This is a genomic window from Streptomyces gottesmaniae (assembly GCF_031845845.1).
Taxonomy (GTDB): domain Bacteria; phylum Actinomycetota; class Actinomycetes; order Streptomycetales; family Streptomycetaceae; genus Streptomyces; species Streptomyces akebiae.
The window spans coordinates 19,844-36,843 of the sequence record NZ_JAVRFJ010000057.1 but is presented as its reverse complement, the minus strand read 5'-3'; the positions used below and the strand labels follow the sequence as shown (position 1 = coordinate 36,843).

Sequence of the window (17,000 nt, the reverse complement as noted above, 5' to 3'; positions counted from 1 at the left end):
ATCAGGGGACGCACAGGTTTCTCGACGGGCGATCACAGGGGGAAGGGATGTGATGGGACGTACAGGGTGAGTGACCCGTACAGGAGGTACGCCCTGTACGGGACGGAACGTCGGAACATCGGAACGCTGGAGGAGGCCATGAAGCTGGCCGTGCTGGTGGCAGTGCTGCTGATCGTCGGGGCGGTGGTCGCGACCGTCGCGCGGCGGCGGCCCGTGGAGGATCCGCGGCCGTCGTCCGACCTGGACGCGGAGGCCGAGGCCAACCGCTGGGTCGTACGACTGGGCGGCAGCCTGGCCGGTATCGACGTACGGGCCCAGGCCCGGGCGGGCGGCAGCGCGGCCGAGTCCCTGACCGAGGCCACCGAACGCCTCCGCACCGCCCGCGCCCAGCTGACCGGGGCCCGCACACCGGACGAGTACGCGCGGGTCACGCGGACGGCGGTCGAGGGGCTGCGCCATGTGGGGGAAGCCCGTGTGGCGTTGGGGATGGACACGGCTGCGGGCGCGGGCGTGGGGTCGGCCGGTGGTGCGGGCACGGAGTCGGGCAAGGAGCCGGGTGGGCCGGGTGGCGGCGGTCAGGGAGAGACGCCGGTGGCGGCGTCGGTCCGTACGGCGATCAGCAGGCCGGTCGACCAGGTCAGCCGGGTCGTGCGGAAGTCCGAGCGGCCCTCCAGAGCCGCGAGCAGCTCGGTCACCGCCGCCCCGTGACCCTCCGGCCAACCGGGCAAGGGCGTCAGGTCGTCGACGACGTACGCGCCGCCGGGCGCCACCAGCCCCAGCGCGGCGTCGAGGTGGGTGAACTTGCCGGGCCAGGTGTCCGCGAAGACGAGGTCGAAGGGGGCGCCGTCGTACCGCTCCAGCCAGCGACCGCCGTCCCCGGTGACGAAGGTGACCCGCCCGTCCTCGGCGAACCGGTCACGCGCGACGGCCTGCACGGCGTCGTCGAGCTCGACGGTGACCAGGGTCGCCGTCTCGTTCATTCCGTCCAGGAGCCACGCGGTGCCCTCGCCCACCCCTGTGCCGAGTTCGAGGATCCGGCCGCCGGGGCGGGTGGCCGCGAGCGTGGCGAGCAGGCTGCCGGTGCGGGGTTCACACGACATGGTGAACCCGGCGACGCGGGCCGACTCCTGCAACTCGGGCAGGGAGGAGGGGAGTTGGCTGAGCCTGGGGAAGTCGTCCATGCGGGGATTCTGGGTGGGCGGGGGTGTCGGCCTCAACTCGATTGTGCGGAACCTCCGGTCCGCCGCCCGCGTCGTATCGATCATGACCATGTCGATCGACGCCACTCCCGCCGTGTCCGCACCCGTCCCCACGACCCTCGGGGAGGAGATCCTCCTGCTCTCCCTGGACGACACCACGGGTGAGGCCCGGCTGCCCTTGCGGACGCCCTACGCGATCGCGGCGGCGGCCCTGCTGGAGCGGGTGCTCTCCGGAGCGGACGGCGCGGACAGCGAAGGCGACGATGCCGATGCGGCCGACGGGGCCGACGGTTCGGGCAAGAGGGCCCTGCCGGACGACATCGGGAAGTGGATCCACGGGCGCAGCACGGCGGAGTACGAGACGGCTCTGCGCGGTGTCCTGGACAAGGGCCTGATCCGGAAGGAGAAGCGCCGGGTCCTGCTCGTCTTCCGCACCACCCGTTATCCGGAGGCCGACGGCACCGTGGAGTCCGCCCTGCGTGGGCGCCTGGCGGAGGTCGTGCTGGAGGGGGCCGACCCGGACCCCCGCACCGCCGCCCTGATCAGCCTTCTGCACCACGGTGACCTGCACACCCTCGCCTTCCCGGACGCCGACTCCGACGACTCCCCCGCCCGGCGGCGCATGGCGGAGATCGCCGACCACCACTGGGCCGACCCCACCCTCCGCCGGATGGCCGAGACCGCGGCGGCCACGGCGGCGGCCCTCACGGCGGCGACGATGGCGATGACGGTGGTGGTGATCGCGGCGGCGACCTGACCCCCCCCGGGGGACCTACCGTCTCCGGCTCACTCGGGTTCCTCCTCCGGTGGGGAGGTCAGGGCCTCCTCCTCCAGGAGGCGTTCGGCGATGTCGTCGGCCCAGGTCTGGGCCCAGCGGCGCAGTCGCAGGACGGCGTCGGCGTCGAGGCCGTGGCGGGCGAACTCCCGGTCGTCGAGCCACTCGGTGCCCTCCAGCCGGGACTGGAGGTCGGCGAGGTCGAAGGCGCTGGACGTGGCGGAGGTGTGGCGGCGGGCCAGTTCCTCCAGTTCGACGGCGGTCCAGTGGGCGGTGGCCGCGTGCACGGCGATCAGGTCGCGGGCGGTGCCCCGGTCGGCCACGGCCCGGACCAACGTGCCGACCACGTCCTCCAGGGAGAGGGTGAGGCCGAGAGGTGTCTCCACCGGTGGGTGCCAGAGGGTCTCCTTGAGGAGGTCCAGGGTGCGTTCCTCCGCCGTGGTGGGGTCGGTGACGACGAGACGGGCGGAGAGCGGGGCCGTCTCCACCGGGCGCACCAGCCAGCCGCGTTCCGCCAGCCCCGCTCGCACCGTGGCCGCGATCCGCTCCATCGGCGCCGCGTGTTCCGTCGCCGTCTCCAGGTCCCGGCCGGGCGGCCGCGCCTCGACCAGACCGTGCGCCTGCGCCGCGTGATCGCCGGTGAGGGCGAGCCCGTACGGGGCGCCGACGGCCAGCACGTCGTCGAGGAGATGGCGAAGCTGATCGGGTAGGCCGCTCACGCGCGGGTCCGTGGGGCCGTCGTGCCCGCGCGGGTCCGGAGCGTCGGTGTGCGGCTGCGGGTCCGAGAGGTCGGGGTGCGGGTGCGGGTGCGGATCCGGGGCAGGGTCGTTCACGCGCGGGCCTCGGGGACGGCGGGGAGGAGCGGGAGTGGGGCCATGGAGGGATTATCACGGCCCCCGCTGTCTTTCCCCGGTCAGTACGGCCGTCGCCCCACCCAGTTCCCCGGCGGGTCGAAGTTGGCGACCACGTAGGTCCAGCCGTTCCCGCACCTCGCCTTGGCCGCCCCGACCCGTGTCGAGGCACGCCAGACGAGCTGGGTGTAGTGGAGGCACTCCCGGTCGTTGACGCAGGAGTTGGAGGGGCGGTCGTAGTCGGACTTCTCGTCGAGCCACAGACGGGCCGCGTCCGCCAGCGAGTAGCGAGGGCTCGACCCCTTGGCCAGGTTCTCGCCGTACCGGCTGTTCGAGTGGACGAGCGCACAGTCGGCGACCCGCACCCGCGCCCAGGAGCGGGCCTGCGCGGCGACGGACTCGTCCCAGACCAGCGGGGGGACGCCGACGTCCGCCCGTGCCTGGTTGACGACCGACAAGAACCCTCTGACCTCGGCTTTCGGCGCGTTCGGCGCGTTCGGCGCGGCCGCCACCGAGCCGGCACCGGTCACCTCGACGCCGGTCACTCCGGCACCGGTCACCCCGGCCGCCGTCGCCGTGACCGTCTCCACGACCGGGGGCCGGGGGCCGACGGCCCGAGCCGCCCCCGGAGCGAGCGCCAGCGTCGCCGCCGCGGTCACCGCGGCCATCGTCCGCGCCCTGTCCCGTCGCACCACTGGTGCCTCCTTCTGCTCCAACTTCCTTACTGGCAAAGCCACTTGTAGGGCAGGGCGGGGGCCGGCCAGGGGCGACCGGATCTCCTGCCACCCCATCGGGGGAATCACGGCGCGTCCGGGTTTCGGCGGCCCGGACCGTCAGGCCATGGCACCGTTACCTCAGGGCGGGCCGCCCGCCGAGACGGTCTGTTCGGAGGGCGTGACCGTGGAGACATCGACGGGCGCCCGGGTTCACCTGCAGTTGGCCGGCGGAACTTCTCAAGTTCAGTTAAGGGAAGGCACAGCGGGCTCAAAGGTCGACCCTCGATCGTCTTTTGACATGGACCAGACCCTTCTCGTGGTCGCCGATCTGGCCGCCATCTCCGTGCTGACCTTCGCGGTCTACTTCCCGCGCCACCACCGCCGGGACCTCATCGCCGCCTTCCTCGGCGTCAACGTCGGTGTCCTAGCCGTGGCGATGACGCTCAGCTCGTCGTCGGTCGGCATCGGCCTCGGCATGGGGCTGTTCGGCGTCCTGTCGATCATCCGGCTGCGGTCCAACGAGATCGCCCAGCACGAGATCGCGTACTACTTCTCCGCGCTCGCCCTCGGCCTGCTGGCCGGCCTCCCGGAGCAGGTCAACGTCCTGTCGGCGCTGCTCATGGCGCTGATCGTCGCCACCATGTACGTCGGCGACCATCCGCGGCTGTTCGGCCGCTACCGGCAGCGCAGCCTGCGCCTCGACGCCGCCTACACCGACGAGGACGCCCTGCGCGCCCACCTCGAAGTGCTGCTGGGCGGGCGGGTGGTGAACCTCTCCGTGCAGAGCGTCGACCTGGTCAACGACATGACCCTGGTCGACGTCCGGTACCTCGTCACCGGCGAGGGCCCGCGCGCACCGCGCGAGGCCGGCGGCCGGATCGAGCGGGAACAGGGGGTCCGGGCATGACGGCCCTGGACTCCGTCGCCCCCGTCGTCGGGGCGCTGCGCCCCATCGGCCTCGACGAACTCGTCGACCGTGCCGAGCTGCTGACCCGGCTGGACCGCAAGTACATGCTGCCCCTCACCGACCTGCCCCTCGTGCTCGGCGGGCTGGACGGTGGGGGCCCCTCCCGGTCGAGCGAAGTCGAGACTGGGGGAGTCCAGGTGCTGGAGGTCGACGGCGAGCGGCAGTTCGCGTACCGGTCCGTGTACTTCGACACCCCGGACATGGACGGTTACCGGGGCGCCGCCCACCGCCGCCGACGCCGCTTCAAGCTGCGGATACGGACCTACCTGGCGTCCGGGCAGCACTTCCTGGAGGTCAAGACGCGCGGCCCGCGCGGCACCACCGTCAAGCAGCGCGTCCCCTACGACGGTGAGCTTGGCCGGCTGGGCCCCGAGGCGCGGGCGTACGTCGACGACGTACTCCGCGCGGCGGGCATCGACTCCCGCGGCTTCCGCCTGGTGCCGGCGCTCACCACCCGCTACCTCCGCACCACCCTCTTCCTGCCGGGCAGCGGCAGCCGGGTCACCGTCGACACGGACCTGACGTGGGCACTGCCCGACGGCGCCGAGCTGCGCACCCCCGAGCGGACCATCGTCGAGACCAAGGCGGGCCGCGCCGGATCGGGCGCCGACCGGCTGCTGTGGTCGCTCAGGCACCGGCCCTGCCCGGTCTCCAAGTACGGCACCGGGCTCGCCGCGCTGCGGCCCGACCTGCCCGCCAACCGTTGGCTGCCCGTTCTGCGGCGCCACTTCCCCACCGCACCTGCACTGAACGGGAGCCCCGCATGAACATCCGTAGGAACTCGTGGAACGCGTGGAATGCGCGGAGCGCAGGGAATGCGCGGAGCGCAGGAAAGGCGCGGAACGGGTGGAACTCGCGGAGCGCGTGGAGGAGAAGGGCTCGCGGGCTGCGTACGAGGACCGCGGGCGCCCTCGCCTCCGTCGTGCTCGCGACCGCCGCGCTGGCCGGGTGCTCCGCCGGGAGCGACTCCGGCTCGGCGTCGTCCGACTCCTCGGCGAGCGCGAGCGCGGCGGCGGCCGTGGACGGCACACAGAACGCGGCGGCCGTCCTCGCCGCCAACGAGGAGACGCACGCCGAGGACGGCGACACGGAGTACGAGGAGGCCGACGCGTCGGCGGCTGTCGCCATCGAACTGAAGGGCGACTCGGCCTCCGTCGACGGGAAGGGCGTGGACATCGACGGGTCCACCGTCACCATCACCTCCGGCGGGACCTATGTGCTGAGCGGGTCCCTCGACGACGGGCAGATCGTGATCACCGCCCCCGAGGCGACCGTGAAGCTGGTCCTGGACGGCGTCGACATCTCCAGCTCCTCCGGGTCGGCCATCGCCGCGACCGAGGCGGAGCGGCTGGTCGTCGTCCTCGCGGACGGCAGCGAGAACAAGCTGAGCGACACCGACTCCTACGCCGACGACGCCGAGGCCGACGCCGCCCTGTACAGCGCGGGCGACCTGACGATCGGCGGCAGCGGCTCGCTGACCGTGCGGGGCAACGGCAACGATGCCATCGCCGGCAAGGACGGTCTGGTCGTCGAGGGCGGGAACATCACCGTCGAGGCCGCAGATGACGGCATCCGTGGCAAGGACTACCTGGTGGTGAACGGCGGCACGGTCACCGTGACGGCGAAGGGCGACGGGCTGAAGTCCGACAACGCGGACGAGGAGGACGCCGGGTACATCGCCGTCGACGGCGGCACGGTGTCCGTCACCGCGAACGGTGACGCCGTGGACGGCGCCACCGACCTCGTCGTCACCGGCGGGAAGCTGACCGTGCGGGCCGAGGCCTCCGACGACACCTCGGCGCACGGTCTGAAGTCGGGTGTGATCACGGTGCTGGCGGGCGGCACGGTCGATGTGAACGCCTCCGCCGACGCGCTGCACGGCGACGCGGCCGTCCACCTCGACGGCGCCGACGTCACCCTCGCGGCCGGCGACGACGGCATCCACGCCGAGGGCGACCTGGTCATCAGCGGGGGCACGCTCGACATCACCGGCTCCAACGAGGGCCTGGAGGGCAAGGACATCCTGGTCAGAGGCGGTACGACGACGGTGACCTCCGACGACGACGGTGTCAACGCCTCGGGCAGCGAGGCGACTTCCGAGGAGGACGCGCAGGGCGGTGGGCCCGGGGGCGGGGGCGGTGGCATGGCGGTCGGCGACTACTCCGCCAAGGTCACCGGCGGCACGCTCGTCCTCGACTCCCAGGGCGACGGCTTCGACTCCAACGGCACCGCGGAGATCACGGGCGGCACGGTCGTCGTCAACGGTCCCGAGACGGGTGGCAACGGAGCGCTCGACGTCAACGGCGGCTTCACCGTCAGCGGCGGCACGCTGCTCGCGGCCGGCAGCGCGGGCATGGTCGTCGCCCCGGACGAGGAGTCGGAGCAGGGCTGGCTGTCGGCGACCCTGGACGCGTCGGTCGAGGCGGGCACCACCCTGCACATCGTCGACGCGGACGGCGAGGTCGTGGCGTCGTACGTCACCTCGAAGACCATCCAGAACGTCGTGTACTCGGGCGCCGGGATCAAGAGCGGCGAGGAGTACACCGTGTACTCCGGCGGCTCCATCTCCGGCTCCGACACCGGCGGGCTCGCGGGCTCCGGGAAGCTCGGCTCGGCGAAGGAGATCGCCACGGCCACGGCGGGCGAGGCCCCGGAGGGCGGCTTCGGCGGCGGTCCGGGCGGAGGCGGCGACCGAGGGCAGTAGCCGCACCGTCGCGGGACCCCCGGTGCCCCAGGGCCCCGTACTCCCGTGACCCGTGGTGCCGTGGGCCCAGCGGAGCCTCCTGCCCGCTGGGCCCCTGGTGTGTCCGTCGGGGACGGCGTCGGTTACGGCGTCGCGAGGGACGGCGTCGGCGTCCTCGGTGGCTACGCGGGCGTTCCGAAGTTCTGGGTCCAGTAGTTGCCCGGCTGGGCCAGGCCGATGCCGATCTCCTTGAAGCCGCAGTTGAGGATGTTCGCCCTGTGGCCGGGGCTGTTCATCCAGCCGTTCATGACGCTCTCGGCGGTGCCGTACCCGGCGGCGACGTTCTCACCCGCGGAACGGAAGGCGTACCCGACGCGGGAGAGCCGCTCGCTCATGTCCGAGCCGTCGGAGCCGGTGTGGGACATGTTCTGGTGGTCGGCCATGTCCTGGCTGTGGTCCTGGGCCGCCTTGGTCAGCTTGTCGTCCACGGTCACCGGTGAGCAACCGGCCTTCTGGCGTTCGGCGTTGACCAGGCTCAGCACCTGAGCCGTGGGACCGGAGGCCGCGTTCCCGGCGGAGGTGGCGGGAGCGCGTTCGGCCTGGGTGGCCTTCGGGGCGCTCGGCGGTGGCGTGGTCCTGGCCGGGGCGTCGGCGGCCTCGGGGGTGGACTTGGCCTTCGGCTCGGCGGACTTGGAGGGAGACGCGCTCGGCTTGGCCTTGGAACGCGACGGACTCGGGGAGCGCTCCGGAGTCTCCGGGGTGCTCTCGGCGGAAGGCGTCTCCGACGCGGAGGGTGTGGGCGACGGCGCCGGAGGAGCCGGGTCCGGCTTCTGCCCTCCCCACCAGGAGGAGGCCACACTGCTCCAGTCGCCGATCCCCACACCGCCGGCCCACGCGGCCGTGGGGATGCCCACGGCGCCCACGGCCACCACGAAGGCGGTGGCGACGGCTATCTTCTGGCGCTTCGTCCTCGGCTGCCGCGCCCCCGACCGTTTCGTCCTACGGCGGTGGCTGTTCGTTCGTCCCGTGCGTGTCATACGTGGCCTCACTGAATGGTCCGACTTCGACGCAATCGACCCCTTGGCAGGCCGTGGCCCTGGTGAGCCCGGTCATTATGGGGACCGCTCGGCGTACCGGGCAACGAACAGGTGTGCTGCCGCCGAGGTGCGTCGGCGAGGCCTTTCGAGGGGGTCGAGGCGTACGTCCGCAGTGGGTCGCCGTCCGCGCCCGAGCCGCCGAACCCGGCCTGGGAGCAGGCAGAAAGCCGTTGTCCCGAGGGCGTCGGTGCGGGAGTCGTCGCTCCGGACGATCAGTTGGATTCGCCGTCTGTGCGGCAAATGCCGGATGGGGCTTCGAGGGGCAGTATTTGTCGCTTTAACGAAACGGATCGATCGGTTCCATCGTGTGCAATTCGGTCGTGACGCATGTCACCCCGATTCGAGGTGTGTGCGCGACGGGCGCAGACTGGAGGGAGAAGCGGAGATCGCACAGACCCCGCAGTGATCCGGTCGTGGAGGAATCATGACGGCAGTCACGCGGACGGGAGCCCCCGTCGTGATCGAGGGTGACGGTCTTGAGGTACGCATCCAGGAGATCGGCGGCGGCATGTCCGTCGCCTTCATCAAGCTCCCCCAGGGCACCGACATGGCCCCGGCGCTCAAAGGACTCCCCGACGACCTGTGCCAGTGCCCCCACTGGGGCCAGGTCGTCAGCGGCCGGCTGAGGATGCGCACCAAGGAGGGCGAGGACTTCTACGAGGCGGGCCAGGTCTACTACTGGAGCCCCGGACACGCCCCGGAGGCACTGGAGGACACCGAACTCGTCGAGTTCTCCCCGACGAAGGAGTTCCAGGAGGTGATGGACCACATCAAGTAGCAGTCGGCGGTCGGCAGCCAACTCACAGCCAACTCCCGTTCAGGTTCCGGGAATCAGGGCGGCAACCTTTCCTCTCCCCGCGACCACACATGAGTCGGAACCCCCTTCACGGGGGCTCCACACGAACCACGTGTTCTCCCGAACCACGTACGTTACGTAAGGACTCATTCGTGGCCTCTGCCTCCCCGCGCCCGTCCCACCGCCGGTCCCTCCGCAAGCGGCGGACCCTCGTGGCCTCCGCCGCAGCCGTGGCCGCCGCTGTCGGCGCCGGCGTCCTGGTGATGAACGCCAACGCCAGCCCCGCCCCCACCGACCTGTACCACCAGGTGCTGCCCGCCAAGGACGGCTGGGCGGCGTCGGGTTCCGGTACGACCGGCGGTGCGAAGGCCGACGCGGCGCACACCTTCACGGTGTCCACCCGGGCGGAACTGGTGAAGGCGCTGGGCTCCGCCACCGACACCACGCCCCGCATCATCAAGGTCAAGGGCACCATCGACGCCAACACCAACGACTCCGGCAAGAAGCTGACCTGCGCGGACTACGCCTCCGGCACCGGGTACTCGCTCTCCGCCTACCTCAAGGCGTTCGACCCCGCGACGTACGGCAAGAAGGTCCCGTCGGGCACCCAGGAGACCGCCCGCAAGGCCGCTCAGGACAAGCAGAAGAAGAACATCGTCCTCAGGGTGCCGTCCAACACCACCATCGTGGGTGTCCCCGGCACCAAGGCCGGCATCCTCGGTGGCAGCGTCCTCGTCCAGAACGTCAAGAACGTCATCATCCGCAACCTGACCTTCGCGGACACCCAGGACTGCTTCCCGCAGTGGGACCCGACCGACGGCTCGGCCGGTGAGTGGAACTCCAACTACGACTCCGTCACGCTGCGCGGCGCGACCAACGTCTGGGCGGACCACAACACGTTCACCGACGCGCCGACCTTCGACAAGACCGAGGCGACCCACTTCGGCCGCAAGTACCAGGTGCACGACGGCGCGTTGGACATCACCAACGGTTCCGACCTGGTGACCGTCGAGCGCAACCAGTTCCTCAACCACGACAAGACGATGCTGATCGGCTCCAGCGACACCGACAGCACGGGCAAGCTGCGCGTGACGATCCATCACAACCTGTGGAAGGGGATCGTGCAGCGGGCTCCCCTGGCCCGCATCGGCCAGATCCACCTCTACAACAACGTCTACGACACCACCACGGTCAACGGCTACGCCCCCAAGTACAGCATCGACTCCCGCGCCAAGGCCCAGGTCGTCGCCGAGCGCAACGTCTGGAAGATCCCCGCCGACGCGAAGGTCGCCAAGCTGCTGAGCGGCGACGGCACGGGCTCCATGGCGGGCACCGGCAACATCGTCAACGGCAAGGCCACCGATGTCGTCGCCGCGTACAACGCCGCGAACTCCAAGAAGCTGAAGACCACGGTGAACTGGACCCCCGCCCTGACGGCCGGCCTCCAGACCGCGGTCACCGACCTGCTGACCGACCTGACCGGCACGACGGGCGCGGGCACGCTCCTCTAGCCGCCCGGTCCGCCACCCACGTGACGTCGCCCGGCCGTCCTTCTCCGACGGCCGGGCGACGTCACCGTGCCCGCGGCACGGGGGTCCGCGGGCACGCCGGTGGCCCTACCGGGCCACGAACTGCGTGAGGATCGCCTGGACCTCGTAGATGTCCACACCCTTGGTGAAGGTCTTCTCGATCGGTTGGTGGCTGCCGGACAGCCAGATCTTCAGCTCGGCGTCGAGGTCGAAGTGACCGGCCGTCTCGACCGCGAAGTGCGTGATGCTGCGGTACGGGACGGAGTGGTACTCCACCTTCTTGCCGGTGAGCCCCTGCTTGTCGATCAGGATCAGACGGCGGTCGGTGAACAGGATGGTGTCGCGGATCAGCAGGAACGCGGCGTGAACCTGCTCCCCGTGCCCGAGCAGACGTCCGTAGTCCTGCTGGGCCTTGCCGGGATCGACGGTGTGCGCGTTTCCGAACAGTGCCATGCCCTGGGAGACGCCCACGAGGACGTCCCGGGTTGCGAGCCGCCTACGGTTCGAGTGCCAGGCGCACCGGAACACACGCCGTCAGGCTTCGGTGGGTGTGGCTGCGATACGAAGCCACATGTCGCCTGCGCGCAGCCACAGGAAGCCGTCACGACCCTGGCCGCAACGCAGGACCACCCGCCCGGGCACTCGCATCCTGTGTCGCTCGGTCACCCTCCAGGCACCACCATCCAGCTCGGCTCGCACCACTTCCGTCGACCGCTGGTTGTGTACGCGCTTGGTCAGGACCGCTCGACGGCCGTGCACGGCGAACCCATCCGGGTCACGTACGGGGCTGGGCCAACTGGTCACCTCGCCCGTCGACGGGGTGATCCGCGTCAAGAACGTGCCTCCCCGCCGACTGCCGGAATACCAGACGAGCCAGACCCGGTCCCCCTCGGTGGCAGCGGTGCATCCCTCCAAAGGCCAGTCGGGAAGGCGCCCTCTCGGGGCCCAGATCGCCTGACCTCCGGCACTCCAGCCGGCCAGACCGGCCACAGACTCCGGATGTCCTCCGTAGATCCCCTCGTCTCCGTAAGCCGTCCAGATCGATCCCCCGCGATCGGTCACCAGAGCGGGGATGTCGTCGCCGATGCAGAAGGCGGCCTCTTGGTCACCACTTTCCAGAGAGAACACCACTGCGTTCGGGCTCCACGCTCCCGACTCCTCCTTGCCCGCTCGACCGCTTGCCAGGAGGAGTCGGGACTCCGGGAGAAGACCGATGTGGCTCGGACTGACCGGGACGTCCTTGATCGTCCTACGTCGAAGCGATCCGTCGGCCTGGCGCATCACGAGCACCGCGTCGAAGGGGACCTGCGGACGCCATCCCACCCAACCCTTCACGTAGCGGCTTCGGCGCAGGTACTGGCGATGGACGAGCAGAACAGCCAGCTCCCCCGTCGGGCCGACGGTCCACCACAGCGGGCGTCGTCCCGCCCAGCGTTCGGTCACAGACGGCTTCCAGACCCTCTGTATCTCGGCCGCTGCCATCACGGCTCCTGCGGCGTGGCCGGTGCGGGAAGATCGAGAACGCGGGCGAGGGCGGCTGTGACGGGAGTGCGGTGGCCGGGCAGGTGTCTGGAGGCCCAGTCGGCTGCCAGCGCCAGGAAGTCGGCCAGGTCGCGCTCGGCACCGGCGAGCAGGTCGCGGAGCTCGGCGACGGACAGCTGGATCACCGGACTGTCGCTCTGCTCGGCGTTGACAGTGAGCCGGACGGTGTCGCCGAAGCGCTCCGCGACCGGTGACACGGGGGCGTGGCCGAAGCCGAGCAGGATGCCGTCGTCGACGAACCGGTGCCATGCGCGCCAGTCCTCCAGCCCGTCGCAGCAACCGGGCAGGAAGGCGACGCCTGTGGAGTTGTCGGTGACCCGCAGACCGCCGGCCGCGAAGAGGTCGTCGAACGTCAGCAGTCCGTGCAGGAACGAGTCGAGCGCGTCGGCCGGATGGGGCGGCCGATCGCCGTCGGAGTCGATGTCGTTGCAGCCGGCGATGCGCATCACGGCCGTCCCTACCTCGGCGGGCGAGAGCTCACCGCTGAGAGGCAGAAAGGTGAACGACGCGATCTCGGCGACGGGCCAGAGGTCGAAGCCGTCAGGTGCGTCCATCTCCAGGACGGGCTGCATCACGATCACCCGGCGAAGTGTTCCGCATCCGGCACCCGTAGCGCGCCCCGATTACGTCGGGCGCCGAAACGGGACGTCACAGGGGACCGGTGACGCACCTTGGCGTCCTCGGTCCCCTGTTTCGAAGCCCGGGAGCTACGCCGGCTCGCCGCCGAAGCGCTCCTTGTACGCCTCCAGGTCGTCCTCCGTCAGCTTGGCGAAGAGGACCGGGGGGACGGTGAACGGGGTGCCGGGCGGGACGGAGTCGAGGGCCTTGGCCTCGGCTGCCGTGACCCAGGTCGCCGTGTCGTCCTCGAGGGTGAACGCGGCGCGCATCGCGGCCGAGGACGCCGGGATGAAGGGCTCGGAGACCACCGAGTAGAGGTGGATGAGGTTCATGGCCGTGCGGAGGGTGAGGGCCGCGGCCTCCTGGTCGGTCTTGATCTCCAGCCAGGGGGCCTTCTCCTCCAGGTAGGAGTTGCCCGCGGACCACAGGGCGCGCAGGGCCGCGGCCGCCTTGCGGAACTGCAGGGACTCCATGTGCCCCTCGTACTCGGCGAGCAGTTCGGCGATCTGCTCGCCCAGCTTCGCCTCCGCCTCGCCGGCCGGGCTGCCCGCCGGGACCTCCTCGCCGAACCGCTTCTTCGAGAAGGACAGCACGCGGTTGACGAAGTTGCCGAGGGTGTCGGCGAGGTCCTTGTTGACCGTGGCGGTGAAGTGCTCCCAGGTGAAGGACGAGTCGTCGGACTCCGGGGCGTTGGCGATGAGGAAGTAGCGCCAGTAGTCGGCCGGGAGGATCTCCAGGGCCTGGTCGGTGAAGACACCGCGCTTCTGCGACGTGGAGAACTTTCCGCCGTAGTACGTCAGCCAGTTGAAGGACTTGACGTAGTCGACCTTCTTCCACGGCTCGCGGATGCCCAGCTCGGTGGCCGGGAACATCACCGTGTGGAAGGGGACGTTGTCCTTCGCCATGAACTGCGTGTAGCGCACGGGGGCGTCGCCGGAGTCGGCGTCGTACCACCAGGACTTCCAGTCCCGCGTCTCGCCGTCCGGGGCGGCGTCCGACCACTCCTTCGTCGCGCCGATGTACTCGATCGGGGCGTCGAACCAGACGTAGAAGACCTTGCCCTCGGCCGCCAGCTCCGGCCAGGTGTCGGCCGGGACCGGCACGCCCCAGTCCAGGTCACGGGTGATGGCGCGGTCGTGCAGGCCCTCGTTCAGCCACTTGCGGGCGATGGAGGACGACAGGTGCGGCCACTCCTCCTCGTGGGCCGCGACCCAGGCCTCGACCTCGTGCTGCAGCTTGGACTGCAGGAGGAAGAGGTGCTTGGTCTCGCGGACCTCCAGGTCGGTGGAGCCGGAGATGGCGCTGCGCGGGTCGATCAGGTCGGTCGGGTCCAGGACGCGGGTGCAGTTCTCGCACTGGTCGCCGCGGGCCTTGTCGTAGCCGCAGTGCGGGCAGGTGCCCTCGACGTAGCGGTCCGGGAGGAAGCGGCCGTCGGTCGGGGAGTAGACCTGGCGGATCGCCCGCTCCTCGATGAAGCCGTTCTCCTTGAGCCGGCGCGCGAAGTGCTGGGTGATCTCGACGTTCTGCGGGCTGGAGCTGCGGCCGAAGTAGTCGAAGGCGAGCGCGAAGCCGTCGTAGACGGCCTTCTGCGCGTCGTGCGCCTGGGCGCAGAACGCGTCGACCGGGAGACCCTGCTCCTTGGCGGCCAGCTCGGCGGGGGTGCCGTGCTCGTCCGTCGCGCAGATGTACAGCACGTCGTGACCGCGCTGGCGGAGGTACCGGGAGTACACGTCCGCCGGGAGCATGGACCCCACCATGTTGCCCAGGTGCTTGATCCCGTTGATGTACGGAAGGGCGCTGGTGATGAGGTGTCGAGCCATCGGGGGATGCTCCCAGGTCGGTCGTTTTCGTGAGTCTTGAAATCCTAGCCGACATGGGTGTGCCGCCCGCCTCCCGTTTTGACGGGTGGGAGGCGGACGGCACGGGACGAGCTGTGCGGGCGGCGCCGGGGCTACGGGCGCCAGGTGGACAGGATGCCCTCGTAGACCTCGGCGTCCGTCAGTTCGCGGGGGGTCTCGCCGGCCAGGAAGTGGGACGTGTTGGGCGTCTTCAGCTTCCGGAGGTAGTCGAAGGCCTTGTTCTCCGGGTCGCCGAACGCGACGAACGCGAAGTGGACGGCCGGGTGGTTCTTCGCGGCGTCCGCGAGCGCCTGGTTCGCCGGGGTCTTGGCGTCCGGGGCGCCGTCGGTCTGGAAGACGACGAGGGCGGGGGTGCCGGGTGTCGCCTTCTGGTGCTGGGCGAGGACCTCCTCGACGGCCACGTGGTAGCTGGTACGGCCCATGCGGCCGAGGCCGGCGTGCAGGTCGTCGACCTTGTTGTCGAACGCGTCGAGGGTGAGCTCGCCGGTGCCGTCCAGCTCCGTGGAGAAGAAGACGACGGGGACGGTGGGGGGCTGCTCGGGGTCGAGGTGGGCGGCGAGGGCGAGCGTCTGCTCACCGAGGGCCTGGGCGGAGCCGTCCTTGTAGTAGCCGCGCATGGAGGCGGACCTGTCGAGGACGAGGTAGACCTTGGCGCGGGCGGTGGTGAGGTTCTGCTTGGCGAGTACGTCGTGGGCGGTGGTGTAGGCGGTGCGGAGGCCGGCGGGGACGGCCTCGGCTGCGCCGTCGGCCGCGTCCGTCTTCCCACCCGCACCACCCGTACCGCTTTCGTCGTCGGCCGCGGGTGCCACCTGTGGGGCATCCGCGCCGTCGGCGACCGCGGCTTCGGGGGTGGCTTCATCGGCCACGCGGACGAGGTCCGGGGTCTCGGAGGGCTCGGCGGGCTCGGGGGCGACCGGTTCGGCGGCCGCGGGTTCGGGGGTGGCGGCCGGCTCGGCGGCGACCGGTTCGGGGGTGACGTGCGGCTCCGGGGTGGCTTCCGGCTCGGTGCCGGCGGCCGGCTCCGGGGCGGCTTCGGGCTCCGGGGCGGGCTCGGTGGCAGCCTCCGGCTCCTCCGTGGCCTCCGGCTCGGCCTCCGCTACGGGCTCCTCGGCGGTCGCCTTGGTGGCCTCGGGCTCGGCCTCGACGACGGGGTCCGGCTCGGCGTCCGTCTTCGGCTCCTCCGTGGCCTTCGGCTCGGCCGGTGCTGCGTCCTTGGCCGCAGCCTCGGGCTCGGCCTCCGCTACGGCTTCCTCGGCAGTCGCCTCGGTGGCCTCGGGCGCCGCTTCCACGACCGGCTCCGGCTCGGCGTCCGCCTTCGGCTCCTCCGTGGCCTTCGGCTCGGCCGGTGCAGCGTCCTTGGCCGCAGCCTCGGGCTCGGCCTCCGCTACGGCTTCCTCGGCAGTCGCCTCGGTGGCCTCGGGCGCCGCTTCCACGACCGGCTCCGGCTCGGCGTCCGTCTTCGGCTCCGGGGCGGAGTCCGCCGCCTCGGGCTCCGGCTCGGGCGCGGCTTCGGCGACCGGGGCGGTCGACGCCTCGTCGGCGGCGCCCTTCGTGTCGGCCTCAGCCTGCACCTCAGCCGTGGCGGGCTCGCCGTCGACGACCGGCGCGGGCTCGACGACGGTTTCCGCCTCCGTCTTCTCCTCCGCCTTCTCCTCCGCCTTCGCTTCTTCGATCGGCGCAGCAGCTTCCTTCGCCTCGCCGGTGGTCTCCGAGACCGGCTTCGGCTCGGCCTCGACCACCGGGTTCTCCGCCTCGGTCGGCACTCTGACCTCGGTATCCGCCCCGGTTTCCGCCTCGGCCGCTGGTGGCTCCGTCTTCGCCTCGGCCGTCACCTCAGCCTCAGCCACAGCCTCAGCCTTCGGCGTGACCTCGGTCGACGCCTCAGTCTTCGGCGCGGCCCCGGCCGTACTGTCCGCCTCAGCCTCCGGTGTCTCCGGCTTCCCCTCGGCGGTCTCGCCGCCCCGCGGCTTCGGGACCGTCACGTTGTCGAAGGCCGCGGAGACGAGTTCGTCGGCGACGGAGGAGGTCGTGGTGGTCGTGGTCGTGGTCGCGGGCTCGGTCGCCGGGGCCGGGACCCTCGGCTCGGCGGCCTGCTGCGTGGTGGCCCCCTCGGCCGCCGCCGCGGAGGTGTCCTCCGGTGCGGAATCCCGCTCCGCCTCCTGCGAAGGAACCGTGTCGCGCCCCTTGCGTGAGCGGCTGAACGCATTCCGCAGGAGAGAGAGAATGCCCATGTGCGCAACCCTTCGGGTGAGTTGAAGCCCGTCAATCCCTGGCCAGGACGGACACGTAAGGTTAGCGGCCGGGCGTGGCGATCTTGGGGTGGGGCGGGGGCCTTTCACTATCCCCGCCACCCCGCGCTGTCAATACC

General features: G+C 71.1%; 15 protein-coding genes. 6 read left to right on the top strand and 9 right to left on the bottom strand.

The annotated features are described in order from the left end of the window. Positions 1 to 575: 575 nt before the first annotated feature. Complete coding sequence (locus tag RM704_RS41245) at positions 576 to 1,181, bottom strand: O-methyltransferase (RefSeq protein ID WP_033530530.1); 606 nt, start codon at positions 1,179 to 1,181, stop codon at positions 576 to 578. A gap of 82 nt (positions 1,182 to 1,263) precedes the next feature. On the opposite strand from RM704_RS41245, the gene RM704_RS41240 reads away from it, so the two are divergent. After that, entirely contained in the window at positions 1,264 to 1,956 is a 693-nt protein-coding gene (locus tag RM704_RS41240) for a GOLPH3/VPS74 family protein (RefSeq protein WP_033530803.1), read from the top strand. Positions 1,957 to 1,985: 29 nt separating this feature from the next. Here the strand turns inward: RM704_RS41240 and RM704_RS41235 are convergent, their stop codons facing one another. Together RM704_RS41235 and RM704_RS41230 are read right to left on the bottom strand one after the other, a co-directional pair. Then, positions 1,986 to 2,693, bottom strand: a complete 708-nt coding sequence (locus RM704_RS41235; RefSeq protein WP_033530802.1) for a hypothetical protein — start codon at positions 2,691 to 2,693, stop codon at positions 1,986 to 1,988. Between the two features lie 194 nt (positions 2,694 to 2,887). Then, positions 2,888 to 3,520 carry a pathogenesis-related family 1 protein gene (locus tag RM704_RS41230; protein WP_311592991.1) on the bottom strand — a complete coding sequence of 211 codons (633 nt, stop codon included), beginning with the start codon at positions 3,518 to 3,520 and terminating at the stop codon, positions 2,888 to 2,890. Positions 3,521 to 3,839: 319 nt separating this feature from the next. On the opposite strand from RM704_RS41230, the gene RM704_RS41225 reads away from it, so the two are divergent. The 3 genes from RM704_RS41225 to RM704_RS41215 all read left to right on the top strand — a co-directional run bounded on the left by RM704_RS41225 (position 3,840) and on the right by RM704_RS41215 (position 7,212). Continuing rightward, positions 3,840 to 4,448: a DUF4956 domain-containing protein gene (locus RM704_RS41225; protein WP_033530529.1), complete on the top strand. Its 609-nt coding sequence runs from the start codon at positions 3,840 to 3,842 to the stop codon at positions 4,446 to 4,448. Then, complete coding sequence (locus tag RM704_RS41220; RefSeq protein WP_033530528.1) at positions 4,445 to 5,275, top strand: VTC domain-containing protein; 831 nt, start codon at positions 4,445 to 4,447, stop codon at positions 5,273 to 5,275. The genes RM704_RS41225 and RM704_RS41220 overlap by 4 nt, the downstream gene beginning before the upstream one ends. Positions 5,276 to 5,430: 155 nt before the next feature. Next, entirely contained in the window at positions 5,431 to 7,212 is a 1,782-nt protein-coding gene (locus tag RM704_RS41215; protein ID WP_311592988.1) for a carbohydrate-binding domain-containing protein, read from the top strand. Positions 7,213 to 7,373: 161 nt separating this feature from the next. On the opposite strand, the gene RM704_RS41210 is transcribed toward RM704_RS41215, so the two are convergent. Beyond that, complete coding sequence (locus RM704_RS41210; RefSeq protein WP_033530527.1) at positions 7,374 to 8,228, bottom strand: CAP domain-containing protein; 855 nt, start codon at positions 8,226 to 8,228, stop codon at positions 7,374 to 7,376. Between the two features lie 484 nt (positions 8,229 to 8,712). Between RM704_RS41210 and RM704_RS41205 the strand changes: the two genes are divergently transcribed. Both RM704_RS41205 and RM704_RS41200 read left to right on the top strand, forming a co-directional pair. Next, the gene (locus RM704_RS41205; protein ID WP_033530526.1) at positions 8,713 to 9,066 is read left to right on the top strand and encodes a cupin domain-containing protein; all 354 of its coding nucleotides are present in this window, start codon (positions 8,713 to 8,715) and stop codon (positions 9,064 to 9,066) included. Between the two features lie 170 nt (positions 9,067 to 9,236). Continuing rightward, positions 9,237 to 10,595: a pectate lyase family protein gene (locus tag RM704_RS41200; protein ID WP_033530525.1), complete on the top strand. Its 1,359-nt coding sequence runs from the start codon at positions 9,237 to 9,239 to the stop codon at positions 10,593 to 10,595. A 105-nt stretch (positions 10,596 to 10,700) separates the two neighbouring features. On the opposite strand, the gene RM704_RS41195 is transcribed toward RM704_RS41200, so the two are convergent. From RM704_RS41195 to RM704_RS41175, 5 genes are all read right to left on the bottom strand, one after another. Further along, positions 10,701 to 11,066: a PH domain-containing protein gene (locus RM704_RS41195; RefSeq protein WP_033530799.1), complete on the bottom strand. Its 366-nt coding sequence runs from the start codon at positions 11,064 to 11,066 to the stop codon at positions 10,701 to 10,703. 81 nt (positions 11,067 to 11,147) lie between these two features. Then, on the bottom strand, positions 11,148 to 12,095 hold the full coding sequence (locus tag RM704_RS41190) for a hypothetical protein (RefSeq protein WP_033530524.1): 948 nt from the start codon (positions 12,093 to 12,095) through the stop codon (positions 11,148 to 11,150). After that, the gene (locus RM704_RS41185; RefSeq protein WP_033530523.1) at positions 12,095 to 12,736 is read right to left on the bottom strand and encodes a hypothetical protein; all 642 of its coding nucleotides are present in this window, start codon (positions 12,734 to 12,736) and stop codon (positions 12,095 to 12,097) included. Before RM704_RS41185 ends, RM704_RS41190 begins: the two co-directional genes overlap by 1 nt. A 126-nt stretch (positions 12,737 to 12,862) precedes the next feature. Beyond that, positions 12,863 to 14,593: a methionine--tRNA ligase gene (gene metG / locus RM704_RS41180; RefSeq protein WP_033530522.1), complete on the bottom strand. Its 1,731-nt coding sequence runs from the start codon at positions 14,591 to 14,593 to the stop codon at positions 12,863 to 12,865. A gap of 131 nt (positions 14,594 to 14,724) precedes the next feature. After that, entirely contained in the window at positions 14,725 to 16,863 is a 2,139-nt protein-coding gene (locus tag RM704_RS41175) for a VWA domain-containing protein (protein WP_033530521.1), read from the bottom strand. Positions 16,864 to 17,000 lie beyond the last annotated feature (137 nt).

What these genes read in the sequence shown, in the direction of transcription:
- RM704_RS41190 (WP_033530524.1), bottom strand. Translation starts at nt 12,095, where the DNA reads ATGGCAGCGGCCGAGATACAGAGGGTCTGGAAGCCGTCTGTGACCGAA.
- RM704_RS41205 (WP_033530526.1), top strand. Translation starts at nt 8,713, where the DNA reads ATGACGGCAGTCACGCGGACGGGAGCCCCCGTCGTGATCGAGGGTGAC.
- RM704_RS41225 (WP_033530529.1), top strand. Translation starts at nt 3,840, where the DNA reads ATGGACCAGACCCTTCTCGTGGTCGCCGATCTGGCCGCCATCTCCGTG.
- RM704_RS41175 (WP_033530521.1), bottom strand. Translation starts at nt 16,863, where the DNA reads ATGGGCATTCTCTCTCTCCTGCGGAATGCGTTCAGCCGCTCACGCAAG.
- RM704_RS41245 (WP_033530530.1), bottom strand. Translation starts at nt 1,181, where the DNA reads ATGGACGACTTCCCCAGGCTCAGCCAACTCCCCTCCTCCCTGCCCGAG.
- RM704_RS41195 (WP_033530799.1), bottom strand. Translation starts at nt 11,066, where the DNA reads ATGGCACTGTTCGGAAACGCGCACACCGTCGATCCCGGCAAGGCCCAG.
- RM704_RS41210 (WP_033530527.1), bottom strand. Translation starts at nt 8,228, where the DNA reads ATGACACGCACGGGACGAACGAACAGCCACCGCCGTAGGACGAAACGG.
- metG (WP_033530522.1), bottom strand. Translation starts at nt 14,593, where the DNA reads ATGGCTCGACACCTCATCACCAGCGCCCTTCCGTACATCAACGGGATC.
- RM704_RS41220 (WP_033530528.1), top strand. Translation starts at nt 4,445, where the DNA reads ATGACGGCCCTGGACTCCGTCGCCCCCGTCGTCGGGGCGCTGCGCCCC.
- RM704_RS41240 (WP_033530803.1), top strand. Translation starts at nt 1,264, where the DNA reads ATGACCATGTCGATCGACGCCACTCCCGCCGTGTCCGCACCCGTCCCC.